Origin of the sequence: Microbacterium sp. NPDC089190, from assembly GCF_040701795.1 — a bacterium.
Classification (GTDB): Bacteria; Actinomycetota; Actinomycetes; order Actinomycetales; family Microbacteriaceae; genus Microbacterium; species Microbacterium galbum.
In genome coordinates this window covers 32,302-51,793 of the sequence record NZ_JBFBHF010000004.1, presented here as the reverse complement: position 1 = coordinate 51,793, position 19,492 = coordinate 32,302, and the positions used below count along the sequence as shown (strand labels likewise).

Here is a 19,492-nt window from a genome sequence, read left to right as displayed (position 1 = left end):
TCCCTGAGCCTATTGGAGGGCCCGGGACCCGCGGTGACTCCGGTGGCTTCGACTGGCTCAGCCACCTCAGCGTCATGCTGCGATCGCCGCCGGCGCCGCGATCAGCTCGAGCGTCTGCGCCCGGCCCTCCGACCCCTCGCCGTCGTACGCACCCGCGACCGGCGAGACCATGATCTCGTCGACGCCGTGCTGCGCGGCGAACGCGGCGAGCTGACCCTGCACCTCGGCTCCGGTTCCGACGAACCACTTCTGCCGCGTCGAGGCCATGATCGACTCCGCCATCGCGTCGAACGGATCGGCTTTCGCCTGCTCGACCGTCTCGAGCGGCACGAGCGGCTTGTTCGTGCGCAGGCGCGCCATCATGCGCAGCTGCGGCACGGCCCGCTCTTCCGCCTCGTCGGCCGTGGGCGCCGCCACGACGTTCGCGGTGACGAACGTGCGGGGACCCTCTCCGGACTCGTTGGGCACGAACTGGTCGCGGTACAGGTGCAGCGCCCGGTCCAGCCCCTCGCCGGCGAAGTGGTTCGCGAACACATACGGCAGACCGAACGACGCCGCGAGCTGAGCGGAGTAGTCGCTCGACCCCAGCAGCCACACCTGCGGCACCCCGGATGCCGAGGGCGTGGCCTTCACCTGGTACTCGCTGCCGGAGGTGAAGCGCACGGTCGCTCCGTCGGGGGACGTGAGCGCCATGATGTCGGTGACGTGGTCGGGGAAGCGCGAGACGTCGCTCGTGGTTCCCGAGCGGTTCAGCAGCTGCGTGATGACCGGGTCGCTGCCCGGCGCGCGGCCGATACCGAGGTCGATGCGGCCGGGGGCGAGCGCCTCGAGCGCCGCGAACTGCTCGGCGACGATGAGCGGCGAGTGATTCGGCAGCATGACGCCGCCCGACCCCACGCGGATGCGGCTCGTGCGCGCGGCGGCAGCGGCGATGAGGACCGGGGGAGTGGTGGATGCCACGGAGGGCATGTTGTGGTGCTCGGCGAACCAGTAGCGGCGGTAGCCGAGGCGGTCGGCGCGCTCGACGAGATCGAGGGCCGCGCTCACCGCCTGCGCGCTGGTCTGCCCGTGACGCACGGGCACGAGGTCGAGAACGGAGAGGGAGGGGATCGCGTCGTTCACCCTAAGCTCAACGCGCATCGGGTGGAGCGTATTCCGCTTCCGCGGGCGCGCAACCCCCGTGACCGACGGGCCGGGGCGTTCCTAGGGTGCCGCGCATGAGCGATGAAGTCCCAGTGATGCGCACGGTGATGGCCGTCGACGACGCGACGTTCTCGCTCGCGCCCGGACAGGATGTGGCCGACCTCGAGCGACGGATCGAATCCGCCGTGCATGACGGGGGGCGGTTCGAGCGCTTCACCGTGGCGGGCGACCGGGACGTCCGCGTGTTGTTCACCGCTCACACGCGCGTCGTGCTCTGGGGTGAGGAGACTCCGGGAGAGACGGCGACGATCGAGCCCGTGTCGGTCGAATGGGAAGAGGGCTGAGGAGCCGGCATCCATCCCCAGCTTTCTCCCAGGAAGAATTCCGTGACGAATCGTCTCCGCCGCGCGTCTCACCTATGACATCGCGGGACACACGGTCCCGGAACGACGGAAGGAAGCGAACATGGCTGAGAGCACCACCACCGCCACCCCCACCCCCGCCACGAAGGACGGCGGCTCGACCGTCATCGTCGACGCCGTCGTCGCCAAGGTCGCCGGTATCGCCGCGGCCGAGGTCCCCGGCGTCCACGCCCTCGGTGGCGGCGCCGCCCGCGTGATCGGCAACATCCGCCAGGCCGTCGGCGCGAAGGACCACGCGCAGGGCGTGAGCGTCGAGGTCGGCGAGACCGAGGTCGCCGCCGACATCGCGATCCAGGTCGACTACCCCGAGCAGCTGCAGCGCGTGGCCGCGAACGTGCGTTCGGCCGTGCACCAGGCCATCACCGAGCTCGTGGGCATGAAGGTCGCCGAGATCAACGTGACCGTGGTCGACGTCTTCATCCCGGGAGACGACGACGAGGACGACGCCGACGAGCAGCGCGTCAACTGACATCGGTTTCGAAAGGGGCGTCACCGCGAGGTGGCGCCCCTTTCGCGTGCCAGGATGCCGAACCCGGTCGGTGTGGATCATCCTCACCGCGGTGTTCGGCGTCACCGTCGCCTCCGGGCTACACGGGCGGGGCGATCCGGCGACGAGCAGGACGAAGCCGGCGGTGGCGACTCGCGCGGAACGGCGCCCGCGCAGACGTGACCCGCCGGCTCAGCCCCCGTGCCGCACGTGCGCGTAGGCGTCGAGCGCGCGCTTGCGGGTCTCGCCGAGGTCGACCATCGGCTCCGGCGGGTCCTCACCGAGGTACTCCGGCGCCCACTCCCGCACGTAGGCGTCGTGCGGGTCGAACTTCTTGCGCTGCGTCTCGGGGTTGAAGACGCGGAAGTAGGGGGCGGCATCCGCGCCCGATCCCGCGACCCACTGCCAGTTGAAGGGATTGCTCGCGGCATCCGCGTCGACCAGGCAGTCCCAGAACCACTGCTCGCCGTGACGCCAGTCGATCAGCAGGTTCTTGATGAGGAAGGATGCCGTGACCATGCGCACGCGGTTGTGCATGACGCCGGTCTTCCACAGCTGACGCATCCCGGCGTCCACGACGGCCACACCGGTGCGTCCCTTCTGCCACGTCTCGAGGTGCGAGCGGTTCAGCTTCGGCCACGGGAAGTCGTCGAAGTTCCGGCGCCAGTTCACGGTGGCGATGTCGGGGGAGTGGTACGTGACGTGCCACGCGAACTCGCGCCAGACGAGCTCGGACAGGAAGCCGCTCGCGCTCTTCGCGTGCTCGCCCGAACCCCGGTGTTCGACGGTGTCGTGCCACACCTGATACGGGCTCAACTCGCCCCACCGGAGCCGCGGAGACAGGTTCGAGGTGGCTCCGCCGGCGAATTCGTCGCGGTACTTCGAGTAGTCGCCGAGGTCGTCGTCGAGGAACTCCCTCAGCCGCGCCTTGGCCGCCGGTTCGCCCGGCTCCCATGTCTCGCGCAGGCCCTGGGCCCAGTCGGGCTTCGTCGGCAGCAGGCCCCATGAGGACAGGTCGTCGGAGTCGACGGATGCCGACACCCCGGGTATCTTTCGCGCCTCCGGCATCGGCGGCCTCGGCGCGGGCAGCTTCTGAACGGCGCGCGAGAACGGGCTGTACACGCCGTAGGGCTTGTCGCTCTGCGTGCGAACGGTCCACGGTTCGTAGAGGAGGTTCGCCGCGAATGAGGCCACGGTGACGCCGTCGTCGCGCAGCTTCTCCTTGATACCTGCGTCGATCTCGCGCTCGACCCCGCCGTAACGGCGGTTCCAGAAGACGGCGCCGGCGCCGACCTCGTCGACCACCGCCGGGAGCACCGTCGCCGCCGCCCCCCGGCGCAGCACGAGCGTCGCGCCGCGGTCCTCGAGCCGTTCGGCGAGGGATGCCAACGACCCGTCCAGCCACCACCGCGCCGCCCCGCCGATCTCGCGCACGCCGTCCGATTCCTCGTCGAGCACGTACAGCGCCACGATCGGCTCGTCGCGGTCGAGTGCCGCACGCAGAGCCGGATTGTCGGTCAGGCGGAGGTCGTCACGGAACCACACGATCGAAGGCGTTGCCATTCCCCGACGCTATCCACCCCGGCATCCGCCCCTCCGGGCTTGACACCCGCCCACGCTCCCGAAACCACTCGATCGTGACGAGATCACTCGGGCCGGGACCGCCGGAGCGTGTGATGTCGCGCGGGCCGTGTGCTCTCGCCGGATGCCGGAGCCGCAGCGCGCCGGAACGCCGCGCGTCAGATCGAGGAGACGTCGTGCCCCTTCGGCAGCGCCACGATGAGACCGCCCGCCACGATGCGCGTGTAGATGCGCGTCGCCTCGCCGAATTCGTCGCCGTCGAGCTCGATCGGTTGCGCGGGCGCGGTCGCGAGCTCGATGCCCGTGCCCCGCAGGTACCGCACCGAGGAGTCCTTGCGGCGTTCGAGCACGCGCCGGCCGGCGCGGAACCTGCGCAGCACCGAGTTGTCCCACACGATGCTCCGCCACACGCCGAGCCAACCCACTACTCCGGTCGGCTGCAGCACGGCGACGTCGAGGCGACCGTCGGCGATCGAGGCGTCGGGGATCAGCGCCACTCCGCCCTGCAGGGCGCCGCAGTTCGCGAAGAGCACGCTGTGCACCTTCGCCGAGTGCAGACGGTGACCGTTCAGCTGGTACATCACGCGGAACGGCTTCGCGTTGACCAGGGACCGGGCGGCGCCGTCGACGTAGGCGACCCACCCGACCTGCTTCTTCAGGTCGTCTCGCGTGTTCTGGATCATCGCGGCATCGAGGCCCATGCCGGCCATGACCGAGAACCCGTGCTCCTCGATCTCGCCGTCGGCGCGGCGGATGCGGGCGAGCCCCGTGTCGATCGAGTGGACGTCGCCCTCGAACGTCGCGCGGATCATCGCGTCGGTGTCGGTCAGCGGGAGGTTGAGGTTGCGGGCGAGGAGATTGCCCGTGCCGCTGGGGACGATCGTAAGGGGGACGCCGGTGGAGGTGAGCGCCTCGGCGACCGCGCGCACGGTGCCGTCGCCGCCGGCCACGAGCACGGCATCCACCTTCTCGTCGAGCGCCGCGCGGGTCGCATCGTCGCCCAGGTCGTCGACGGTCGTCTCGTAGAACAGCGGCTCAGCCCACCCGGCTTCGCCGGCGAGTTCGGACACCCGGGCGCGCAGCACCTCGGGCTCGACCTTCGTGGGGTTGTAGACGAGGGCGGCACGCTTCTTCTGCGTGGTCTCGGCGTCCATCGGGGCGTCCTCGCCCTCGGCGTCCACGCGCTGGGTCTTGCCGGGGAGCTCGGCCGAGGAGTCGGGGTCGACGTCCTCCGGCTGATGGATGGTGTCGTCGGGCTCCGCGGCGTCCTTGGGGTGCGGGACGTCCTTGCGCGGATGATCGGCCACGTCGTCGCCCAGGCGGGCGGCGTCGAAGTGCTCGTGCGAGCCGTCGGCCGCGGCCGCGTCGGCCTGCACGTCGGCGGGGGCGTCGTCGGGGACGTTCTCAGGGGACTCCGCGTCGTCACGCGGCTCGTCAGGGGCGGCCATGGCATCCACCATAGGACCGCGCGGGCGGTCGGAACCCGCCGAGGAGACGGGGTTGACGGCGGGATGCCGCACGCGCATGTCTCCCTTCGTTCGGCGGAGCGTCGAACGGCGTGAGGCGATGCCGGCACGCTCGGTCGTACCCGCCGGTCGTCGATCGATGCGCCCCGCTCGACGCGGAAGGAGCGGTCGAGCGCGACCGTAGGATGGACGCGTGATCGACCTGACTCTGCTGCGTGAAGATCCCGAGCTCGTGAAGCGCTCCCAGATCGCCCGCGGGGAGTCGCCGGATTCGGTGGACGAGGCCCTCGCCGCCGACCGCGACCGCCGCGCCGCCATCACCGCCTTCGAGGAGCTGCGCGCGTCGCAGAACGCCCATGGCAAGCGCGTCGCCCACGCGCCGAAGGACGAGAAGGCCGCGCTCGTCGCCGAGGCCAAGCAGCTCAGCGAGCAGGTCAAGGCTGCACAGCACGCCGTGACCGCCGCCGAGGAGGCCGCCGAGGCAGCGCTGTCGAAGATCGAGAACATCGTGCTCGAGGGCGTCCCGGCCGGCGGAGAAGACGACTTCATCACTCTGCGCACGCACGGCGAGGTCCCCTCCTACGACTTCGAACCGCGCGACCACCTCGAGATCGGCGAGCTGCTCGGCGCGATCGACATGGAGCGCGGCACGAAGGTGTCGGGCAGCCGCTTCTACTTCCTCACCGGCATCGGTGCGCGGCTCGAGCTCGCGCTCATGACCCTCGCACTCGATCGGGCTCTGCAGGCGGGCTTCACCCCCATGATCCCGCCGACGCTCGTGCGCCCCGAGGTCATGCGCGGCACCGGCTTCCTCGGCCAGCACGCCGACGAGGTGTACCACCTGCCCAAGGAAGACCTCTACCTCGTCGGTACGAGCGAGGTGCCCCTCGCCGGGTACCACATGGACGAGATCCTCGACCTGGAGCGCGGCGCGAAGCGCTACGCCGGGTGGTCCACCTGCTACCGCAGCGAGGCGGGCTCCTACGGCAAGGACACCCGCGGCATCATCCGCGTGCACCAGTTCAACAAGCTCGAGATGTTCGTCTACACCGACCCGGCGGATGCCGAGGCCGAGCACGACCGTCTCGTCGCCATGCAGGAGGGCATGCTGCAGGACCTGGGGCTCGCTTACCGCGTGATCGACGTGGCCGCCGGCGACCTCGGATCCAGCGCGGCGCGCAAGTTCGACATCGAGGCCTGGGTCCCCACGCAGGGCGCCTACCGCGAGCTCACGAGCACCTCCAACTGCACGACGTACCAGGCCCGGCGCCTCGAGACCCGGTTCCGTCCCGCCGACGGCGGGAAGACGCAGCCGGTCGCGACCCTCAACGGCACGCTCGCCACCACGCGGTGGATCGTCGCCCTGCTCGAGACCCACCAGCGTGAAGACGGGTCGGTCCTCGTACCCGAGGTGCTGCGCCCCTATCTCGGCGGCCTCGAGGTCATGGAGCCGATCGCATGACCGACGAGGCCGCCCTGCCCGCCACCGGTGCCGTCGAGAGCGCGCCGAAGCAGGAGGCGGTCGACGTCGTCGCCGACCTGGCCGACGACGCCCGCGCCGGACGCATGCTCATCGCGCTCGACATCGACGGCACCGTGCTGCTCGAAGACGACACGCTCAGCCCCGGAGTCGTCGAGGCCGTCGCCCACGCGCAGGCGGCGGGTCACGAGGTCATGCTCGCCACCGGTCGCAGCTGGGACAGCACCCACACGATCATGGATCGCCTCGGCATCCGTCCCGAGTACGCCGTGTGCTCCAACGGCGCGATCGTCATGCGACGCGACGGCGATGACGGCGACTACGTCCGCGCCCACGTCGAGACCTTCGATCCCTCCGAGGTGCTGACCCTGCTGGGCGAGCACCTCGCGGGCGCGCACTTCCTCGTCGAGCTCCCCGACGGCAAGCGCCTGTTCACCGACTACCTCGACGACTGGAACCTCGAGAAGGCCGACAGGGTCGCGTTCGCCGAGCTGTCGGCGCAGCCCGTGTGCCGTGTGGTCGTGGTGGCCCCCGAGCAGACCGACCAGGACTTCCTCGAGCTCGTCGAGCGCATCGGCCTCACGCAGGTCTCGTACGCGATCGGCTGGACCGCGTGGCTCGACATCGCCCCGAAGGGGGTCGACAAGTCCACGGCCCTCGAACTGGTTCGCGGGTGGCTGGGCATCGCGCCGGAGCGCGTGCTCGTCATGGGCGACGGCCGTAACGACATCGAGATGATGCAGTGGGCGGTCCGCAACGGCGGTCGCGCGATCGCGATGCACCAGGGTCCGCCCGAGGTGCACGCCGCCGCGGGTGAGGTCGGCCTCTCGGTCACCGAGGGCGGCGTCGCCGCGATCCTGCGCGCGTTGTGATCGCGCCCGCCACGCGTTCGCCCTGACGCGCCACGCGAGGTCCCTGAGCCTGGCGAAGGGGCCGGCCCCACGTCCGACCCCAGCCGCACGGTGAGGTCCCTGGATTCATCGAAGGGACCGGCCCCACTCCTCAGACGTGCGCCGCGTGTCCGGCGCGCACCGCGCGGTGATCCGCGATCCGCGACGCCTCCCACGCGACCAGCCCCACCGGCGGTAGGAGCAGCAGGGCGACGGCCCACGTGGCTTTGAGTCCGACGCCGTTGTGCGGATCGCGCACCGCGACGACGGCGGCGAGCAGGGATGCCGCGTACACGAGCGCGAACACCGCCAGAACGATCTGCGAAGACAGGGTGGTGACGATCATGGGATGCCTCCTCATCTCAGACGGCCCGGCGGGTCGTGGTGGGCTGATGAGGTCCGGTCTACTCCTGCCCGAGGTGACAGGCGTCCGCCCGAGGCGAATGGATACCCCGGACATAGACGGCGTTCAGCGGCGGAAGGCGCCTCGTCGAATGGGCGTGGCCGCCCACGCCGTGGCGACCGCCGCATCCAGCACGGCCCGGTCGGCGCGGGCGAGCTCACGGTGCGCGCGCACGAGCGCCGCGCGCGCACCGTCGGCGAACACCGCCGCGTCGCGCGGAGAGGATGCCGCGAGCGAGGCGAGGCATTTCTGCAGGCGCACCTGCACCTCGAGGAGCCCCGCTCCGTCGCGCGCCAGGGGACGGAAAGCGTCGGCGACGAGGTCGGGAAGCTGCGGGGCCGGGACGAACACATGATCGTGATCGATGTCTTCGGCGCGCTCGGTGGTGAGGGCGCGCGAGAACACGCGCTGAAGCGCGGCGATCACGTCGATGGCCGTCCCGGGATCGTTCGTCGCGGGGGAGAGGGCGCGCGTTCCGATCTCCGCGAGCGCGATCACGCCGAACCGCGGATCCTGCTCATACGTCCGGTGGTGCTCCACGCGGAAGGCGCGGACGACCCCGGCGATCACGTCGTCCCCGGGGTCGCCGGTGACGAAGGCGAGGGGCACGCGCGAGTCGGCGGTCCGCCCGGGGGTGGCGCGCACGTGGATCTCGACGTCCGCCTGCCGCGCCAGTCGGTCGAGCCCCGCGACGTCGATGTGGGTGACGTAGCCGACCTCGTCGGCGTGGACGGCGACGGCGTCGACGGGAACCGGCACGGCGGCGCGGGCCCCGAGGGTCGGATACTCGGCGTGGAGTTCGAGCGACAGAGCCGCCGCCTTCTCGACGCGGTCGATGACGTCGGCCATCCGCCCGAATGTCGACAAGTGCGAGATCCACCGCAGCAGCGTCACGACGACGATGGCGATGATCACGAGCGTCGCGACGAAGAGGATGGACCGCCCCTGCTGCTCGTAGTAACCGGTGGAGAGCGCGACGATGCCGACGAGCGAGAAGGCGAACGCCCCCACGAAAGTCGAGACGGCGTTCTGCGAGGTCGGATCGGCGATGAGCAACTGCGTCGACCGTGGCGTCGCGGTCGTGGTCGCCGACGAGAAGGCCGTCACCATGGCGGTCACCGAGAAGGTGCTGACGGTCAGCATCGCCGTCGCGATGATCTGCAGGAGGGAGTCGACGGCGCCGTCGCCCAGCGAGAAGCTGAACGAGAACGGCAGGAGCGGGCCGATGAAACGGGCGGCGAGGGCGACGACGATCGCGATGACCGTGAAGATGGCCGCGCGCACCCACACTCGGCTTCCGAGCCGGAGGAAGAAGGATGCCAGCGCTCCGCGCGTTCTCGTCGCCATGCGTCCGAGGCTACCGAGCCCCGGCGTCACACCACGGGGGCTGGACGCCGTCATCGCGGGCGGTCGGTAGACTCGGCTCGTCCAGGAGGGTTGTCCGAGCGGCCGATGGACCTGGTCTTGAAAACCAGTGGGCAGCAATGTCCCGTGGGTTCGAATCCCACACCCTCCGCAACGCGAAACGCGGGCCCCGCAGGGGTCCGCGTTTCGCGTTATGACCGGCTGAGCGGGAGTCGAACGGGGGTGGGCCCACGCCGCCGGAGGCTCCGCACGCCGCTGCGCGGCGTGTGGAGGGGCGGTGGGGAGAATCCCACACCCTTCGCGTTATAACCGGCTGAGCGGGAGTCGAACGGGGGTGGGCCCACGCCGCCGGAGCGGGTGAAACGCCCGGTCCTCACGGCATTCACAGCCGTGGATCCCTAGTATTGCTGCGACCTTCGGCTGCCGCGCCGGGGTCGACGTGCTGCCGGGCCGGTGGCATCCGTCGTGAAAGGACCCGAGTGAGCAAGACCACCACCCCGCGCGGTCCGAGGACCGTCGCCCGCCACGGGCGGCTCACCTCGCCCGGTCCGCTCGGCCAGCTGTTCCGCGGTCTCGCCATCGTTCTCGCCGTGCTGCTCGTCTCGGGCGGAACGGTGCTGGCATACGCCGCGGTCGACCTGACTCGCAGCTTCACCGCCGACGCCGTCGAACTGAAGAACCAGCCCGCGGTACCGCCGGACCTCGGTGAGCTCAAGGGCGGCGTCAACATGCTGCTCATCGGCACCGACGAGTGCGAGCCCGAGTTCGCGGAGCTGTTCGGCGACCGGTGCACCGGCGCCGACTCCGAGGGCAGCCTCAACGACGTCAACATGCTCGTGCACATCTCCGACGCGCCGCGCCGCGTGACCGTCATCTCGTTCCCGCGCGACCTCATGGTGCCGATCCCCTCGTGCACAGACAAAGACGGCGTCGAGCACTCCGCGATGAGCAAGCAGCAGATCAACAGCGCCTTCTCCTACGGCGGCCTGTCATGCGTCGTGGAGACGATCTCCGACCTCAGTGGTCTCGAGATCCCGTTCGCCGCGAAGGTCAGCTTCGGCGGCGTCATCAACATCACGGATGCCATCGGCGGCGTCGACGTGTGCATCGCGAACGGCATCAAAGACCCGTACACGGGCATCGACTGGCCCGCCGGTATGCGCACCGTGGTCGGTCTCGACGCCCTGCAGTTCCTGCGGACCCGTCACGGCGTCGGCGACGGCGGCGACCTCGGCCGCATCTCGAACCAGCAGCAGTACATGTCGCGACTGGCGAACAAGCTGAAGAGCCAGGAAGTGCTCTCGAACCCCGCCACGCTGTACAAGCTGGCCTCCACTGCGCTGCGCAACGTCGATCCCTCGACGTCGCTGACCAACCCGCTGACCCTCGTCCAGATCGCCTCGGCGGTGAAGGACGTGCCCTTCAGCGAGATCGTGTTCATCCAGTACCCGACCTACACCGACCCGTCCGACCCGAACCGCGTCGTCCCCGACCGCGGAGATGCCGACACCCTGTGGGCCGCGCTGGCCGCGAACCAGCCCCTGCAGTTGTCGGGCAACCTCAGCGACGGCGACGGCGTGATCGCCGACGCGAACGCCACGCCGGCCCCGTCCGACACCGCGGCTCCCGCGCCGACCGACGCCGCGACCGACGCCCCGTCGGCGGGTGCCGACGCGACCGCGACCCCGGGATCGACCCCGGGCACGGTCGTGCTCCCCGAGGGCATCGCGGGTCAGACCGCCGCCCAGGCGACGTGCTCGAACGGCAACGTGCGTCAGTGACGCCCGGCCCCGCTGCCCGGCATCCGGACTTCGGTTTCGGATGCCGGGCGGCATCCGGTTAGTATTGACCGGTGTGCTCGCGCCGCAAGGTTCGATCACCTGGAGACGTCGCATAGTCAGGCCTAGTGCACCACCCTGCTAAGGTGGAGTCCCCGTAAGGGGACCGAGGGTTCAAATCCCTCCGTCTCCGCAGAAAAAGCCCCGGTTCGCCGGGGCTTTTCTCGTTCCGGGTGCCGATGTCGTCGGCGACCGCCGGTCTCACCCGCGCCGCAGCTCCAGGGCGCTGAGCCCCGGCATCCCGAGCCAAGAGCGACCGTCGGGGGCGTCGACGACGGTGAGCAGCACCGCGTCGCAGGAGCGGCATCGCACGACCGCGCCCATCGCGGACGCGTAGACCCAGGCGGTGGCGAGCAGGCCTCGGATGCCGCAGTGCGTGCAGCGCACCTCGGAGCCGCTGGCATCCCACCCCAGGAGATCGTCGAGGCGCCCGGCCAGGGCGTTGCCGTCGAGCACGGTCATCACGAACCTCCGAACCGCTCGGTGCGCACGCGCGACGGTGCGTGACCCTGCTCGATCAGCCACCCCGCCACGGCCTCGACGAACGGCGTCGGACCGCAGACGAACACGCGTGGATCCTCTGCCGCGGGGATCACCGCGGCGCGCACCCGATCGGCGGTCAACCGCCCGGGCGGGATCGCCGATGCCGCCGGGGCGCTGCGGGTGTAGACGACCTCGAGGTCGAGGCGGTCGTCGCGCGCCGTGAGCGCCGTCAGTTCGTCGCGGAAGAACATGTCGTCAGCCGATCTCACCGAATACAGCAGGCGGAAGGGGGAGGCGTCGGCGCCCTCGGCGTGCTCAGACGCCATCGCGAACAGGGGGACGACCCCCGACCCTCCCGCGATCAGCTGCACCGGTGCGGGGTCGGCCGACGGCGTCCACACGAAGAAGGCGCCGAGCGGGCCGTGCACCTCGATGCGGTCCCCCTCGCGCAGCTCGTGCACGAGGAAGGGAGATACCTCTCCGTCGGGCACCTCGTCGACCGCGAGCGTGATCCGCGTCCCCTCGCCCGAGGAGGCGATCGAGTACGAGCGGCTCGCCTGATAGCCGTCGGGGGCGGTCAGTCTGACGTCGAGGTGCGAACCGGCGTCGTTGCCCGGCCAGGTGGGCACGTCGAGCTCGATGCGCCGCGCGGTCGACGTCTCGGGGCGCGTCGCGACGACGGTGGCCGCGTGCCAGGATGCCGGTCGACGCGTCACCCGTACCGTTCCTCGCGCCAGGGGTCGCCGTGCAGATGGTACCCGTTCTGCTCCCAGAATCCCGGCTTGTCGGATGCCATGGTGATGAGTCCCTGCACCCACTTCGCACTCTTCCAGAAGTACAGGTGCGGCACGAGCAGGCGGGCGGGGCCGCCGTGCTCCGGGGTGAGGGGCGCGCCGTCGGCCTCGAAGGCGATCCAGCTCTTCCCCCCGAGCAGATCGTCGAGGGCGAGGTTGGTCGTGTACCCGCCGAAGGAGTGCACCATCACGTAGCGGTGGCTCGTGTCGACCTCGGCGAAGACGCGGTCGAGCGAGACGCCGCGCCAGGGCATGTCGAGCTTCGTCCAGTGCGTGACGCAGTGGATGTCGACCGTGACGTCCTCCATGCCGAGCGCCTGGAACTCCTCGAGGTTCCAGCGATGGACGCCCTTCTCGGTGCCGATCGCGAACTCCCACGCCGCGGCGTCGACCGCGGGGGTCGGCCCCGCCGACAGCACCGGCCAGTCCGACACGAGGGTCTGGCCCGGGGGCAGGCGGGGATCGCGTTCCCGACGACGACCGCCGAAGCCGCGGGTGATGAATGACATGTGCTCCCCCTGCCGATCCCGTGAGGATCACCCTAGCCACGCCGACGGGCTCTCGACAGGGGACGGGCGGCGACGCCAGCCACCGCGGCATCCACCGCGCACCCGCTAGTGTCGTCCCGCGGCGTGCACACGCCGGCATCCTCACCCCCCGGGAGATACGCACATGTCGGTCGGTCTGCTCGCCGTCGTCGATGACATCCTCAGCGCCGCGATGCGCGCGAGCGCCAAGACCGCGGGCGTCGTCATCGACGACGCGGCCGTGACCCCTCAGTACGTGCAGGGATTGTCCCCGGCGCGGGAACTGCCCGTGGTGTGGAAGATCGCGCTGGGCAGCATCATCAACAAGTACGTGATCATCATCCCGATCGCGCTGCTGCTGACCGCCTTCGCACCGTGGGTTCTGCCGTACCTGCTCATCATCGGAGGCTGCTTCCTGTGCTTCGAGGGCGCGGAGAAGGTGCTCGAGTGGTTCGGCGTGAGCCACGGTGAGCACGACTCCGACGAGCCCCGCGACGAGAAGAAGCTCGTGCTGGGCGCCGTGCGCACCGATCTGATCCTCAGCACCGAGATCATGCTGATCGCGTTGTCCAGCCTCGACCCCGGGCTCAGCATCTGGATGACGCTCGCTGCACTCCTCGTCATCGGCCTCGCCATGACGCTCGTCGTCTACGGCGCCGTCGCGCTCCTCGTGAAGGTGGATGATATCGGGCTGCGGTTCATGAAGAGCCCCTCGCGCGCGGTCCGACGCTTCGGGGTGCGGGTCGTGGCATCCATGCCCGCCGTCTTCCGCGTCATCAGCGTCATCGGCACCGTCGCGATGCTGTGGGTCGGCGGGCACCTCGTGCTGCAGAACCTCGAGGAGACGTTCTGGGCGGGCCCCTACGAGCTCGTCCACCTCGTGACGCACGCGATCGAGGCGGCGGGTCCGGTCGTCGTGTGGATCGTGGAGACGGCGATGTCCGCGGTCTTCGGGCTGGCGCTCGGGTTGATGATCGTCGGGGTGGTGACGGGGGTGCAGCGGGTCGTGCGCCGCGGGCAGCCGATCGCGCACTGATCCGGATCGGCGGCACGGGGACCGCGACCAGGCTCAGTCCAACCGCGAGTGCTCGCCCAGGCGGTGCCACGTGCGGTTGTGGTAGACCAGCGCGGCTCCCGGCTCGCCCGGCTCGAGGTCGCGCTCCACGTCGACCTGCAGGGCCTGGGCGGCGATCACGGTGGAGCCCCCGGCATCCATGCGGCTGACGATCTTGCAGCGCAGCCACGCACGCACGCCGTGGTACACCGGCTCGCCCGTCGCGAGGCGCGACCAGGTCGACGTGTCGGCGAAACGGTCGAGCCCGCTGGTGGCGGCGGTGCGGGCGAGGCCGATGTCCTCCGCGTCGAGCAGGTGCACCACGATCGTGTCGGCGGCGATGATGGTCGGCGTCGCCGACGACAGGGCCGAGACCGAGAAGATGAGCAGCGGCGGGTCGGCACTGACCGACGACACGCTCGAAGCGGTGAGGGCGACCGGGCCGTTCTCGCCGTAGGCGGTGATGACCGCGATGCCGCCCGGGTGGCCGCGGAACGCGCGCTTGAAGTCGTCCGCCGAGACCGACGTGCCGATGGCGGGCGTGCTCTCCGGGGTGCTGTGCGGAAGCGAAGTCATACCTACGACGGTAGGCGCTCGCGCGGGGACCGGCGCCATCGCGCGCAACACGGGGAAACGCGTCCGGCGGCGTCGAACGGGTCGATGCCGCCTTTGTGAGGCTTCACATTTACCGATCCGTGACCTGTCCGCGCCCCGCATCGCTTGACAGGGGCCGTTGTGTGAGCGCTAACATTCCCTCACGGCTCACCCGAGGGGCTGCATCACATGAACCGGCATCGGAGCCGGCGAAACGAGGAGGTTTCATCATGAAGGCGAAGAAGATCATCACGGGTATCGCGCTGGTCGGGGCGATCGCATTCACGGCGACCGGTTGCGCCGGCGGCGGCGGGGCGGGCGGCGGCGGTGGGGACGGCGTCATCACGGTCGGTTTCGCGCAGACCGGCTCCGAGAGCGGCTGGCGCAGCGCCAACACCGAGTCGATGAAGGAGGCGTTCAGCGAGGCCAACGGCTTCAACCTCATCTTCAACGCCGCCGACAACAAGCCCGAGGCGCAGATCGCCGCGGTCCGCAGCTTCATCAACCAGGGCGTCGACGCCATCGTGCTCGCCCCCATCGTCACCGACGGCTGGGACGACGTGCTGAAGGAGGCGAAGGATGCCAACATCCCCGTCATCCTCGAAGACCGTACGGTCTCGGCATCCGAAGATCTCTACGCGAGCTGGATCGGCCTCGACTTCAAGAAGGAGGGCGAGACCGCCGGCAAGTGGGTCGCCGACAACTTCGGCTCGACGCCCACCAACATGGTCGTGCTCGAGGGGACGACCGGTTCGTCGGCGGCCACCGACCGCGCCGCCGGGTTCGACGCGGCCATCGAGGGGACCGACATCAAGGTCCTCGACTCGCAGACGGGCAACTTCACGCGCGCCGACGGCAAGACCGTCATGGAGGGCTTCCTGCAGAAGTACGGCTCCCAGATCAACCTGCTGTTCGCGCACAACGACGACATGGGTCTGGGTGCGCTCGAGGCCATCAAGGCCGCGGGCATGACCCCCGGCACCGACATCAAGATCGTCACGATCGACGCGGTGAAAGACGGGATGACCGCCCTCTCCAACGGGGAGTTCAACTACATCGTCGAGTGCAACCCGCTCCTGGGCGAGAAGACCGCCGAGGTCGTCAAGAAGGTCGTCGCGGGCGAGTCCGTCGACAAGAGCTACATCGTCGAGGACCAGGCCTTCGACCAGGAGCAGGCCAAGAAGGTGCTCGACAGCCGTCCCTACTGATCGCGGCTCCGGGTCGTCGACTCCCCTCGGCGGCCCGGGTCCTCCGTCGCAGTCCCCTCCCCGCGTGCGGGGCCGGCAACCGGCCTCGCACGCCCCACGGCTCTTCAGAAAGCGATCGAGCATGACAAGCGAACGTGCCGCCGTCGTGGCCATGCGCGGCATCAGCATCCGATTCCCCGGGGTGAAGGCGCTCGACGGCGTCGACTTCACCCTCTATCCGGGGGAGGTGCACTCCCTCATGGGAGAGAACGGTGCCGGGAAGTCCACCCTCATCAAGGCCCTGACGGGGGTCTACAACATCGACGAGGGATCCATCCGCGTCGACGGCGACGAGCGGCTGTTCCGTTCGACCGCCGACGCGCAGGCCGCGGGGATCGCGACCGTCTACCAGGAGGTCAACCTCTGCCAGAACCTCACCGTCGGCGAGAACGTGATGCTCGGCGAGGAGGTGCGCCGGGCCGGGGTCGTCGACTGGCGGGCCACCCACGCGGCCGCCGCGACGCACCTGGCCGAGCTCGGGGTGCACATCGACACCCGCTCGATCCTGGCCAGCCACTCCATCGCCGTCCAACAGCTCGTCGCGATCAGTCGCGCCATGGTGGTCGACACCAAGGTGCTCGTGCTCGACGAGCCCACCTCCAGCCTCGACAGGGGTGAGGTCGAGCAGCTGTTCGGCGTCATCCGAGACCTGCGCGGCCGAGGGGTCGCGATCCTGTTCGTGTCCCACTTCCTCGACCAGATCTACGAGATCTCCGACCGGCTCACGGTGCTGCGCAACGGCACGTTGGTGGGGGAGTACCCCGTGGGCGAGCTCGGGCGCGAGCAGCTGGTGGCCAAGATGATCGGCCGCGAGCTCGGCGAGTTGGATGCCATCTCGGCCAGCGCCGAACGCCCGATCGACCGAGCGGGCGTCCCCGTGCTCCGCGCGAGCGGACTCGGACGCAAGAATGCGCTCGAGCCCGTCGACCTCGACGTGTTCGGGGGCGAGATCGTCGGACTCGCGGGACTGCTGGGCTCCGGCCGGACGGAGCTGGCGCGCCTCCTGTCGGGCGCCGACCGCGCCGACGAGGGCACGATCGAGGTCGACGGGACGCCCGCGCGGACCGGCTCGCCCCGTCATGCCCTCGACAGGGGCATCGCGTTCTCGTCGGAGGACCGCCGCGCCGAGGGGATCGTGGGCGATCTCACCGTGGCGGAGAACATCATCCTCGGCGTCCAAGCCCGGCGCGGGCCGCTGCGCCGGATGGGGGCGGCCGAGAAGCAGGCCATCGTCGACGAGTACATCACCGCCCTCGGGGTGCGCCCGGCGAACCCCGACGCCCTCATCCGCAACCTCTCCGGCGGCAATCAGCAGAAGGTGCTGCTCGCCCGCTGGCTGGCCACGGCCCCCAAGCTGCTGGTGCTCGACGAGCCGACCCGTGGCATCGATGTCGGCGCCAAGGCCGACATCCAGCGCAAGGTCGCCGAATTGGCCGAGAAGGGGCTCGCCGTCGTCTTCATCTCCTCGGAACTCGAGGAGGTGCTGCGCATCTCGCAGCGCGTGGCCGTGCTGCGCGACCGTCGTAAGATCGGCGAGCTCACCACCCGCGACGTCGACCTCGACGGCCTGGTGGCCTACATCGCCGACGGGCAGCCCGAGGGGCTTCCCGTCACCGTCCCCGAGACACCGTCGTCCGATCGGGAGAAGATCGCATGAAGAGATTCCTCACTCACCGCCTCGTCTGGCCGATCGCGGCGTTGGTCGCCCTCATCGCGATCAACACGATCTCGCGGCCGTCCTTCCTCAGCGTCACCGTGCAGAACGGGCAGTTCTACGGCTCGCTCATCGACATCCTGCGCAACAGCGCACCGCTGATGCTCGTGGCCCTCGGCATGACGCTCGTCATCGCCACCCGGGGCATCGACCTCTCGGTGGGCGCCATCATGGCCGTGTCCGGAGCGGTGGCGCTGACGATCATCGAGGCCGCCCCCGACTCGGGCAACCTCGGCGTCGTCTTCACCGCGATCGCCGCCGCCGTCGGCGTCGCCCTGCTGCTCGGGGTCTGGAACGGCTTCCTCGTGTCGGTGCTCGGCATCCAACCGATCATCGCCACCCTCGTGCTCATGCTCGCGGGTCGTGGCGTCGCCCTGCTCATCACGGGCGGGTTCATCACCACCATCAACAGCGACCCCTACAAGTTCATCGCGGGCGGCTACGTCCTCGGCCTCCCGTTCGCGTTCTTCGTGGCACTCGCCGCGGTCGTCGTGGTGGGCGTCCTCGAGCGGCGCACGGCGCTGGGCATGCTGACCGAGGCGGTGGGCATCAACCCCGAGGCCAGTCGCCTGGCGGGTGTGCGCTCGCGCGGCATCATCTGGGGCGCCTACATCGCCAGCGGCGCGCTCGCCGGGATGGCCGGCATCCTGTACAGCTCCAACATCATGGCGGCCGATGCGAACGCGGCCGGGCTGTACATCGAACTGGATGCCATCCTCGCCGTCGTCCTGGGTGGTACCTCGCTCGCGGGCGGCACGTTCAGCATCGCGGGCACGGTGGTCGGCGTCTTCACCATCCAGACGCTCAAGAGCACCATCACCTTCCTCGGCGTCCCGCCCGCGGTCAGTCCGGTGTTCATGGCGGCGGCCGTGCTGGTCGTCGTCCTGCTGCAGTCGCGGCGCTTCCGCGCGTTCTTCCACACGGCCGGCCGCGGTGCCGTCCGCCCCCTGTCCCGTCGTCCCGATGCGAAGGTGCTGTCCTGATGGCCACTCTCACCGAAGAGCGCCGCGTGGCCACCGTGCCCGCGAGCCCCTACCGCCGCTTCCTCAGCCGCCACGTCTCGTGGGTCCCGGTGTTCGCGGCCGTCGTCATCCTCGTCGTCATGATCGCCGGTGCAATGTGGTGGTTCCCCAACTTCCAGCTGCCGCGCATCCTGTCGTCGATCCTCCTCGACAACGCCTATCTGCTCGTGCTCGCGGTGGGGATGACCTTCGTCATCCTGACCGGCGGAATCGACCTCTCGGTCGGCGCCGTCATGGCGTTCACCGGCATCCTGTGCGCGAAGATGCTGTCCGACGGCGTCCCGGTGGCGGTGGCCCTGCCCGCGATGATCCTCATCGGCGCGGCGATCGGACTGCTCATCGGCGTCCTCGTGCAGTTCTTCGACGTCCAGCCGTTCATCGCCTCGTTGATCGGCATGTTCCTCGCCCGCGGTCTGGCGTTCGTGGTGAGCCTGGAGTCGATCAAAGTCGACAACGAGGGACTGCTGTGGCTGCAGTCCACCCGCTTCTCGTTCGCGGGCTGGTACATCACGCCGACGGGCGTCATCGCGCTGCTCACCGTGGCGCTCGCCGCCTTCGTGCTGCGCTACACCCGCTTCGGGCGGACGGTGTACGCCGTCGGCGGCAACGAGCAGTCGGCGCGACTGATGGGACTCCCGGTCGTGCGCGCCAAGCTGTCGGTCTACGTCATCAGCGGGGTGTGCGCCGGTCTCGCCGGCATCGTGCTGACGGCCTATTCCGGCGCGGGCTACCCCCTCAACGGCGTGGGGACCGAGCTCGACACGATCGCCGCGGTCGTCATCGGCGGCACGCTGCTCACGGGCGGCAGCGGGTTCGTGATCGGCTCCATGATCGGGGTGTTCGTCTACGGTCTCATCCGCACGATCATCTCGTTCTCCGGCGCCGAGCAGTCGTGGACGCGCATCACCGTGGGCGCGCTGCTGCTGCTGTTCGTGGTCGTCCAGCGCGTGATCGTCTCGCGCTCGGCACTGCGGCGGTGACA

Annotated in this window: 19 protein-coding genes and 2 tRNA genes; 12 read left to right on the top strand and 9 right to left on the bottom strand. The window is 69.9% G+C overall.

Features of this window, described 5'->3' with window-relative positions; translation table 11 throughout:
• Positions 1-72: 72 nt before the first annotated feature.
• Positions 73-1,140, bottom strand: a complete 1,068-nt coding sequence (locus tag AB0230_RS13720; protein WP_315994503.1) for an LLM class flavin-dependent oxidoreductase — start codon at positions 1,138-1,140, stop codon at positions 73-75.
• A 77-nt stretch (positions 1,141-1,217) separates the two neighbouring features.
• Between AB0230_RS13720 and AB0230_RS13715 the strand changes: the two genes are divergently transcribed.
• Both AB0230_RS13715 and AB0230_RS13710 read left to right on the top strand, forming a co-directional pair.
• The gene (locus tag AB0230_RS13715; RefSeq protein ID WP_363389248.1) at positions 1,218-1,487 is read left to right on the top strand and encodes a hypothetical protein; all 270 of its coding nucleotides are present in this window, start codon (positions 1,218-1,220) and stop codon (positions 1,485-1,487) included.
• A 121-nt stretch (positions 1,488-1,608) separates the two neighbouring features.
• The gene (locus tag AB0230_RS13710) at positions 1,609-2,034 is read left to right on the top strand and encodes an Asp23/Gls24 family envelope stress response protein (RefSeq protein ID WP_315994505.1); all 426 of its coding nucleotides are present in this window, start codon (positions 1,609-1,611) and stop codon (positions 2,032-2,034) included.
• Positions 2,035-2,244: 210 nt separating this feature from the next.
• Here AB0230_RS13710 and AB0230_RS13705 read toward each other — a convergent pair whose 3' ends face one another.
• Positions 2,245-3,615: a deoxyribodipyrimidine photo-lyase gene (locus AB0230_RS13705; RefSeq protein WP_366376299.1), complete on the bottom strand. Its 1,371-nt coding sequence runs from the start codon at positions 3,613-3,615 to the stop codon at positions 2,245-2,247.
• 176 nt (positions 3,616-3,791) lie between these two features.
• Positions 3,792-5,081, bottom strand: a complete 1,290-nt coding sequence (locus tag AB0230_RS13700; protein WP_366376297.1) for a diacylglycerol kinase family protein — start codon at positions 5,079-5,081, stop codon at positions 3,792-3,794.
• 211 nt (positions 5,082-5,292) lie between these two features.
• On the opposite strand from AB0230_RS13700, the gene serS reads away from it, so the two are divergent.
• Complete coding sequence (serS, locus tag AB0230_RS13695) at positions 5,293-6,561, top strand: serine--tRNA ligase (RefSeq protein ID WP_363389257.1); 1,269 nt, start codon at positions 5,293-5,295, stop codon at positions 6,559-6,561.
• On the top strand, positions 6,558-7,451 hold the full coding sequence (locus AB0230_RS13690) for an HAD family hydrolase (protein ID WP_366376295.1): 894 nt from the start codon (positions 6,558-6,560) through the stop codon (positions 7,449-7,451). Before serS ends, AB0230_RS13690 begins: the two co-directional genes overlap by 4 nt.
• A 130-nt stretch (positions 7,452-7,581) precedes the next feature.
• Here the strand turns inward: AB0230_RS13690 and AB0230_RS13685 are convergent, their stop codons facing one another.
• Together AB0230_RS13685 and AB0230_RS13680 are read right to left on the bottom strand one after the other, a co-directional pair.
• Positions 7,582-7,815 (bottom strand): PLDc N-terminal domain-containing protein, encoded by a 234-nt coding sequence (locus AB0230_RS13685; RefSeq protein WP_315994510.1) that lies wholly within the window; start codon positions 7,813-7,815, stop codon positions 7,582-7,584.
• Between the two features lie 123 nt (positions 7,816-7,938).
• The gene (locus AB0230_RS13680; RefSeq protein ID WP_366376293.1) at positions 7,939-9,219 is read right to left on the bottom strand and encodes a DUF2254 domain-containing protein; all 1,281 of its coding nucleotides are present in this window, start codon (positions 9,217-9,219) and stop codon (positions 7,939-7,941) included.
• A gap of 84 nt (positions 9,220-9,303) precedes the next feature.
• On the opposite strand from AB0230_RS13680, the gene AB0230_RS13675 reads away from it, so the two are divergent.
• The 3 genes from AB0230_RS13675 to AB0230_RS13665 all read left to right on the top strand — a co-directional run bounded on the left by AB0230_RS13675 (position 9,304) and on the right by AB0230_RS13665 (position 11,208).
• A tRNA-Ser gene (locus AB0230_RS13675) sits at positions 9,304-9,388 on the top strand.
• A gap of 328 nt (positions 9,389-9,716) precedes the next feature.
• On the top strand, positions 9,717-11,018 hold the full coding sequence (locus AB0230_RS13670; RefSeq protein ID WP_366376291.1) for an LCP family protein: 1,302 nt from the start codon (positions 9,717-9,719) through the stop codon (positions 11,016-11,018).
• A gap of 101 nt (positions 11,019-11,119) precedes the next feature.
• Positions 11,120-11,208 (top strand) — tRNA-Ser (locus tag AB0230_RS13665).
• Positions 11,209-11,276: 68 nt separating this feature from the next.
• On the opposite strand, the gene AB0230_RS13660 is transcribed toward AB0230_RS13665, so the two are convergent.
• From AB0230_RS13660 to AB0230_RS13650, 3 genes are read right to left on the bottom strand one after another with little or no spacing between them, the layout of a single operon-like run.
• A complete protein-coding gene (locus AB0230_RS13660) occupies positions 11,277-11,537 on the bottom strand; it encodes a DUF6510 family protein (RefSeq protein ID WP_315994513.1) in 261 nt (86 codons plus the stop codon).
• On the bottom strand, positions 11,537-12,274 hold the full coding sequence (locus AB0230_RS13655; RefSeq protein ID WP_366376289.1) for a ferredoxin reductase: 738 nt from the start codon (positions 12,272-12,274) through the stop codon (positions 11,537-11,539). Before AB0230_RS13655 ends, AB0230_RS13660 begins: the two co-directional genes overlap by 1 nt.
• Positions 12,271-12,861 (bottom strand): molybdopterin-dependent oxidoreductase, encoded by a 591-nt coding sequence (locus AB0230_RS13650; protein ID WP_315994515.1) that lies wholly within the window; start codon positions 12,859-12,861, stop codon positions 12,271-12,273. The genes AB0230_RS13655 and AB0230_RS13650 overlap by 4 nt, the downstream gene beginning before the upstream one ends.
• A 163-nt stretch (positions 12,862-13,024) precedes the next feature.
• On the opposite strand from AB0230_RS13650, the gene AB0230_RS13645 reads away from it, so the two are divergent.
• Positions 13,025-13,915, top strand: coding sequence for a DUF808 domain-containing protein (locus tag AB0230_RS13645; protein WP_366376287.1), 891 nt, complete (start codon positions 13,025-13,027; stop codon positions 13,913-13,915).
• 33 nt (positions 13,916-13,948) lie between these two features.
• Here AB0230_RS13645 and AB0230_RS13640 read toward each other — a convergent pair whose 3' ends face one another.
• Positions 13,949-14,509 (bottom strand): flavin reductase family protein, encoded by a 561-nt coding sequence (locus AB0230_RS13640; RefSeq protein WP_315994539.1) that lies wholly within the window; start codon positions 14,507-14,509, stop codon positions 13,949-13,951.
• A 248-nt stretch (positions 14,510-14,757) separates the two neighbouring features.
• Between AB0230_RS13640 and AB0230_RS13635 the strand changes: the two genes are divergently transcribed.
• The 4 genes from AB0230_RS13635 (at position 14,758) to AB0230_RS13620 (ending at position 19,490) form a co-directional block, all read left to right on the top strand.
• Entirely contained in the window at positions 14,758-15,735 is a 978-nt protein-coding gene (locus tag AB0230_RS13635) for an ABC transporter substrate-binding protein (RefSeq protein ID WP_363576818.1), read from the top strand.
• A gap of 121 nt (positions 15,736-15,856) precedes the next feature.
• On the top strand, positions 15,857-17,431 hold the full coding sequence (locus AB0230_RS13630; protein WP_366376285.1) for a sugar ABC transporter ATP-binding protein: 1,575 nt from the start codon (positions 15,857-15,859) through the stop codon (positions 17,429-17,431).
• A complete protein-coding gene (locus tag AB0230_RS13625; protein WP_315994542.1) occupies positions 17,428-18,471 on the top strand; it encodes an ABC transporter permease in 1,044 nt (347 codons plus the stop codon). Before AB0230_RS13630 ends, AB0230_RS13625 begins: the two co-directional genes overlap by 4 nt.
• Positions 18,471-19,490, top strand: coding sequence for a sugar ABC transporter permease YjfF (locus tag AB0230_RS13620; protein ID WP_363389336.1), 1,020 nt, complete (start codon positions 18,471-18,473; stop codon positions 19,488-19,490). Before AB0230_RS13625 ends, AB0230_RS13620 begins: the two co-directional genes overlap by 1 nt.
• Positions 19,491-19,492: the final 2 nt, after the last annotated feature.

Excerpts from the sequence above, each read along its gene's own strand:
- AB0230_RS13720 (WP_315994503.1), bottom strand. The coding sequence starts at position 1,140 with ATGCGCGTTGAGCTTAGGGTGAACGACGCGATCCCCTCCCTCTCCGTT.
- AB0230_RS13715 (WP_363389248.1), top strand. The coding sequence starts at position 1,218 with ATGAGCGATGAAGTCCCAGTGATGCGCACGGTGATGGCCGTCGACGAC.
- AB0230_RS13710 (WP_315994505.1), top strand. The coding sequence starts at position 1,609 with ATGGCTGAGAGCACCACCACCGCCACCCCCACCCCCGCCACGAAGGAC.
- AB0230_RS13705 (WP_366376299.1), bottom strand. The coding sequence starts at position 3,615 with ATGGCAACGCCTTCGATCGTGTGGTTCCGTGACGACCTCCGCCTGACC.
- AB0230_RS13700 (WP_366376297.1), bottom strand. The coding sequence starts at position 5,081 with ATGGCCGCCCCTGACGAGCCGCGTGACGACGCGGAGTCCCCTGAGAAC.
- AB0230_RS13690 (WP_366376295.1), top strand. The coding sequence starts at position 6,558 with ATGACCGACGAGGCCGCCCTGCCCGCCACCGGTGCCGTCGAGAGCGCG.
- AB0230_RS13685 (WP_315994510.1), bottom strand. The coding sequence starts at position 7,815 with ATGATCGTCACCACCCTGTCTTCGCAGATCGTTCTGGCGGTGTTCGCG.
- AB0230_RS13680 (WP_366376293.1), bottom strand. The coding sequence starts at position 9,219 with ATGGCGACGAGAACGCGCGGAGCGCTGGCATCCTTCTTCCTCCGGCTC.
- AB0230_RS13660 (WP_315994513.1), bottom strand. The coding sequence starts at position 11,537 with ATGACCGTGCTCGACGGCAACGCCCTGGCCGGGCGCCTCGACGATCTC.
- AB0230_RS13650 (WP_315994515.1), bottom strand. The coding sequence starts at position 12,861 with ATGTCATTCATCACCCGCGGCTTCGGCGGTCGTCGTCGGGAACGCGAT.
- AB0230_RS13645 (WP_366376287.1), top strand. The coding sequence starts at position 13,025 with ATGTCGGTCGGTCTGCTCGCCGTCGTCGATGACATCCTCAGCGCCGCG.
- AB0230_RS13640 (WP_315994539.1), bottom strand. The coding sequence starts at position 14,509 with ATGACTTCGCTTCCGCACAGCACCCCGGAGAGCACGCCCGCCATCGGC.
- AB0230_RS13635 (WP_363576818.1), top strand. The coding sequence starts at position 14,758 with ATGAAGGCGAAGAAGATCATCACGGGTATCGCGCTGGTCGGGGCGATC.
- AB0230_RS13630 (WP_366376285.1), top strand. The coding sequence starts at position 15,857 with ATGACAAGCGAACGTGCCGCCGTCGTGGCCATGCGCGGCATCAGCATC.
- AB0230_RS13625 (WP_315994542.1), top strand. The coding sequence starts at position 17,428 with ATGAAGAGATTCCTCACTCACCGCCTCGTCTGGCCGATCGCGGCGTTG.
- AB0230_RS13620 (WP_363389336.1), top strand. The coding sequence starts at position 18,471 with ATGGCCACTCTCACCGAAGAGCGCCGCGTGGCCACCGTGCCCGCGAGC.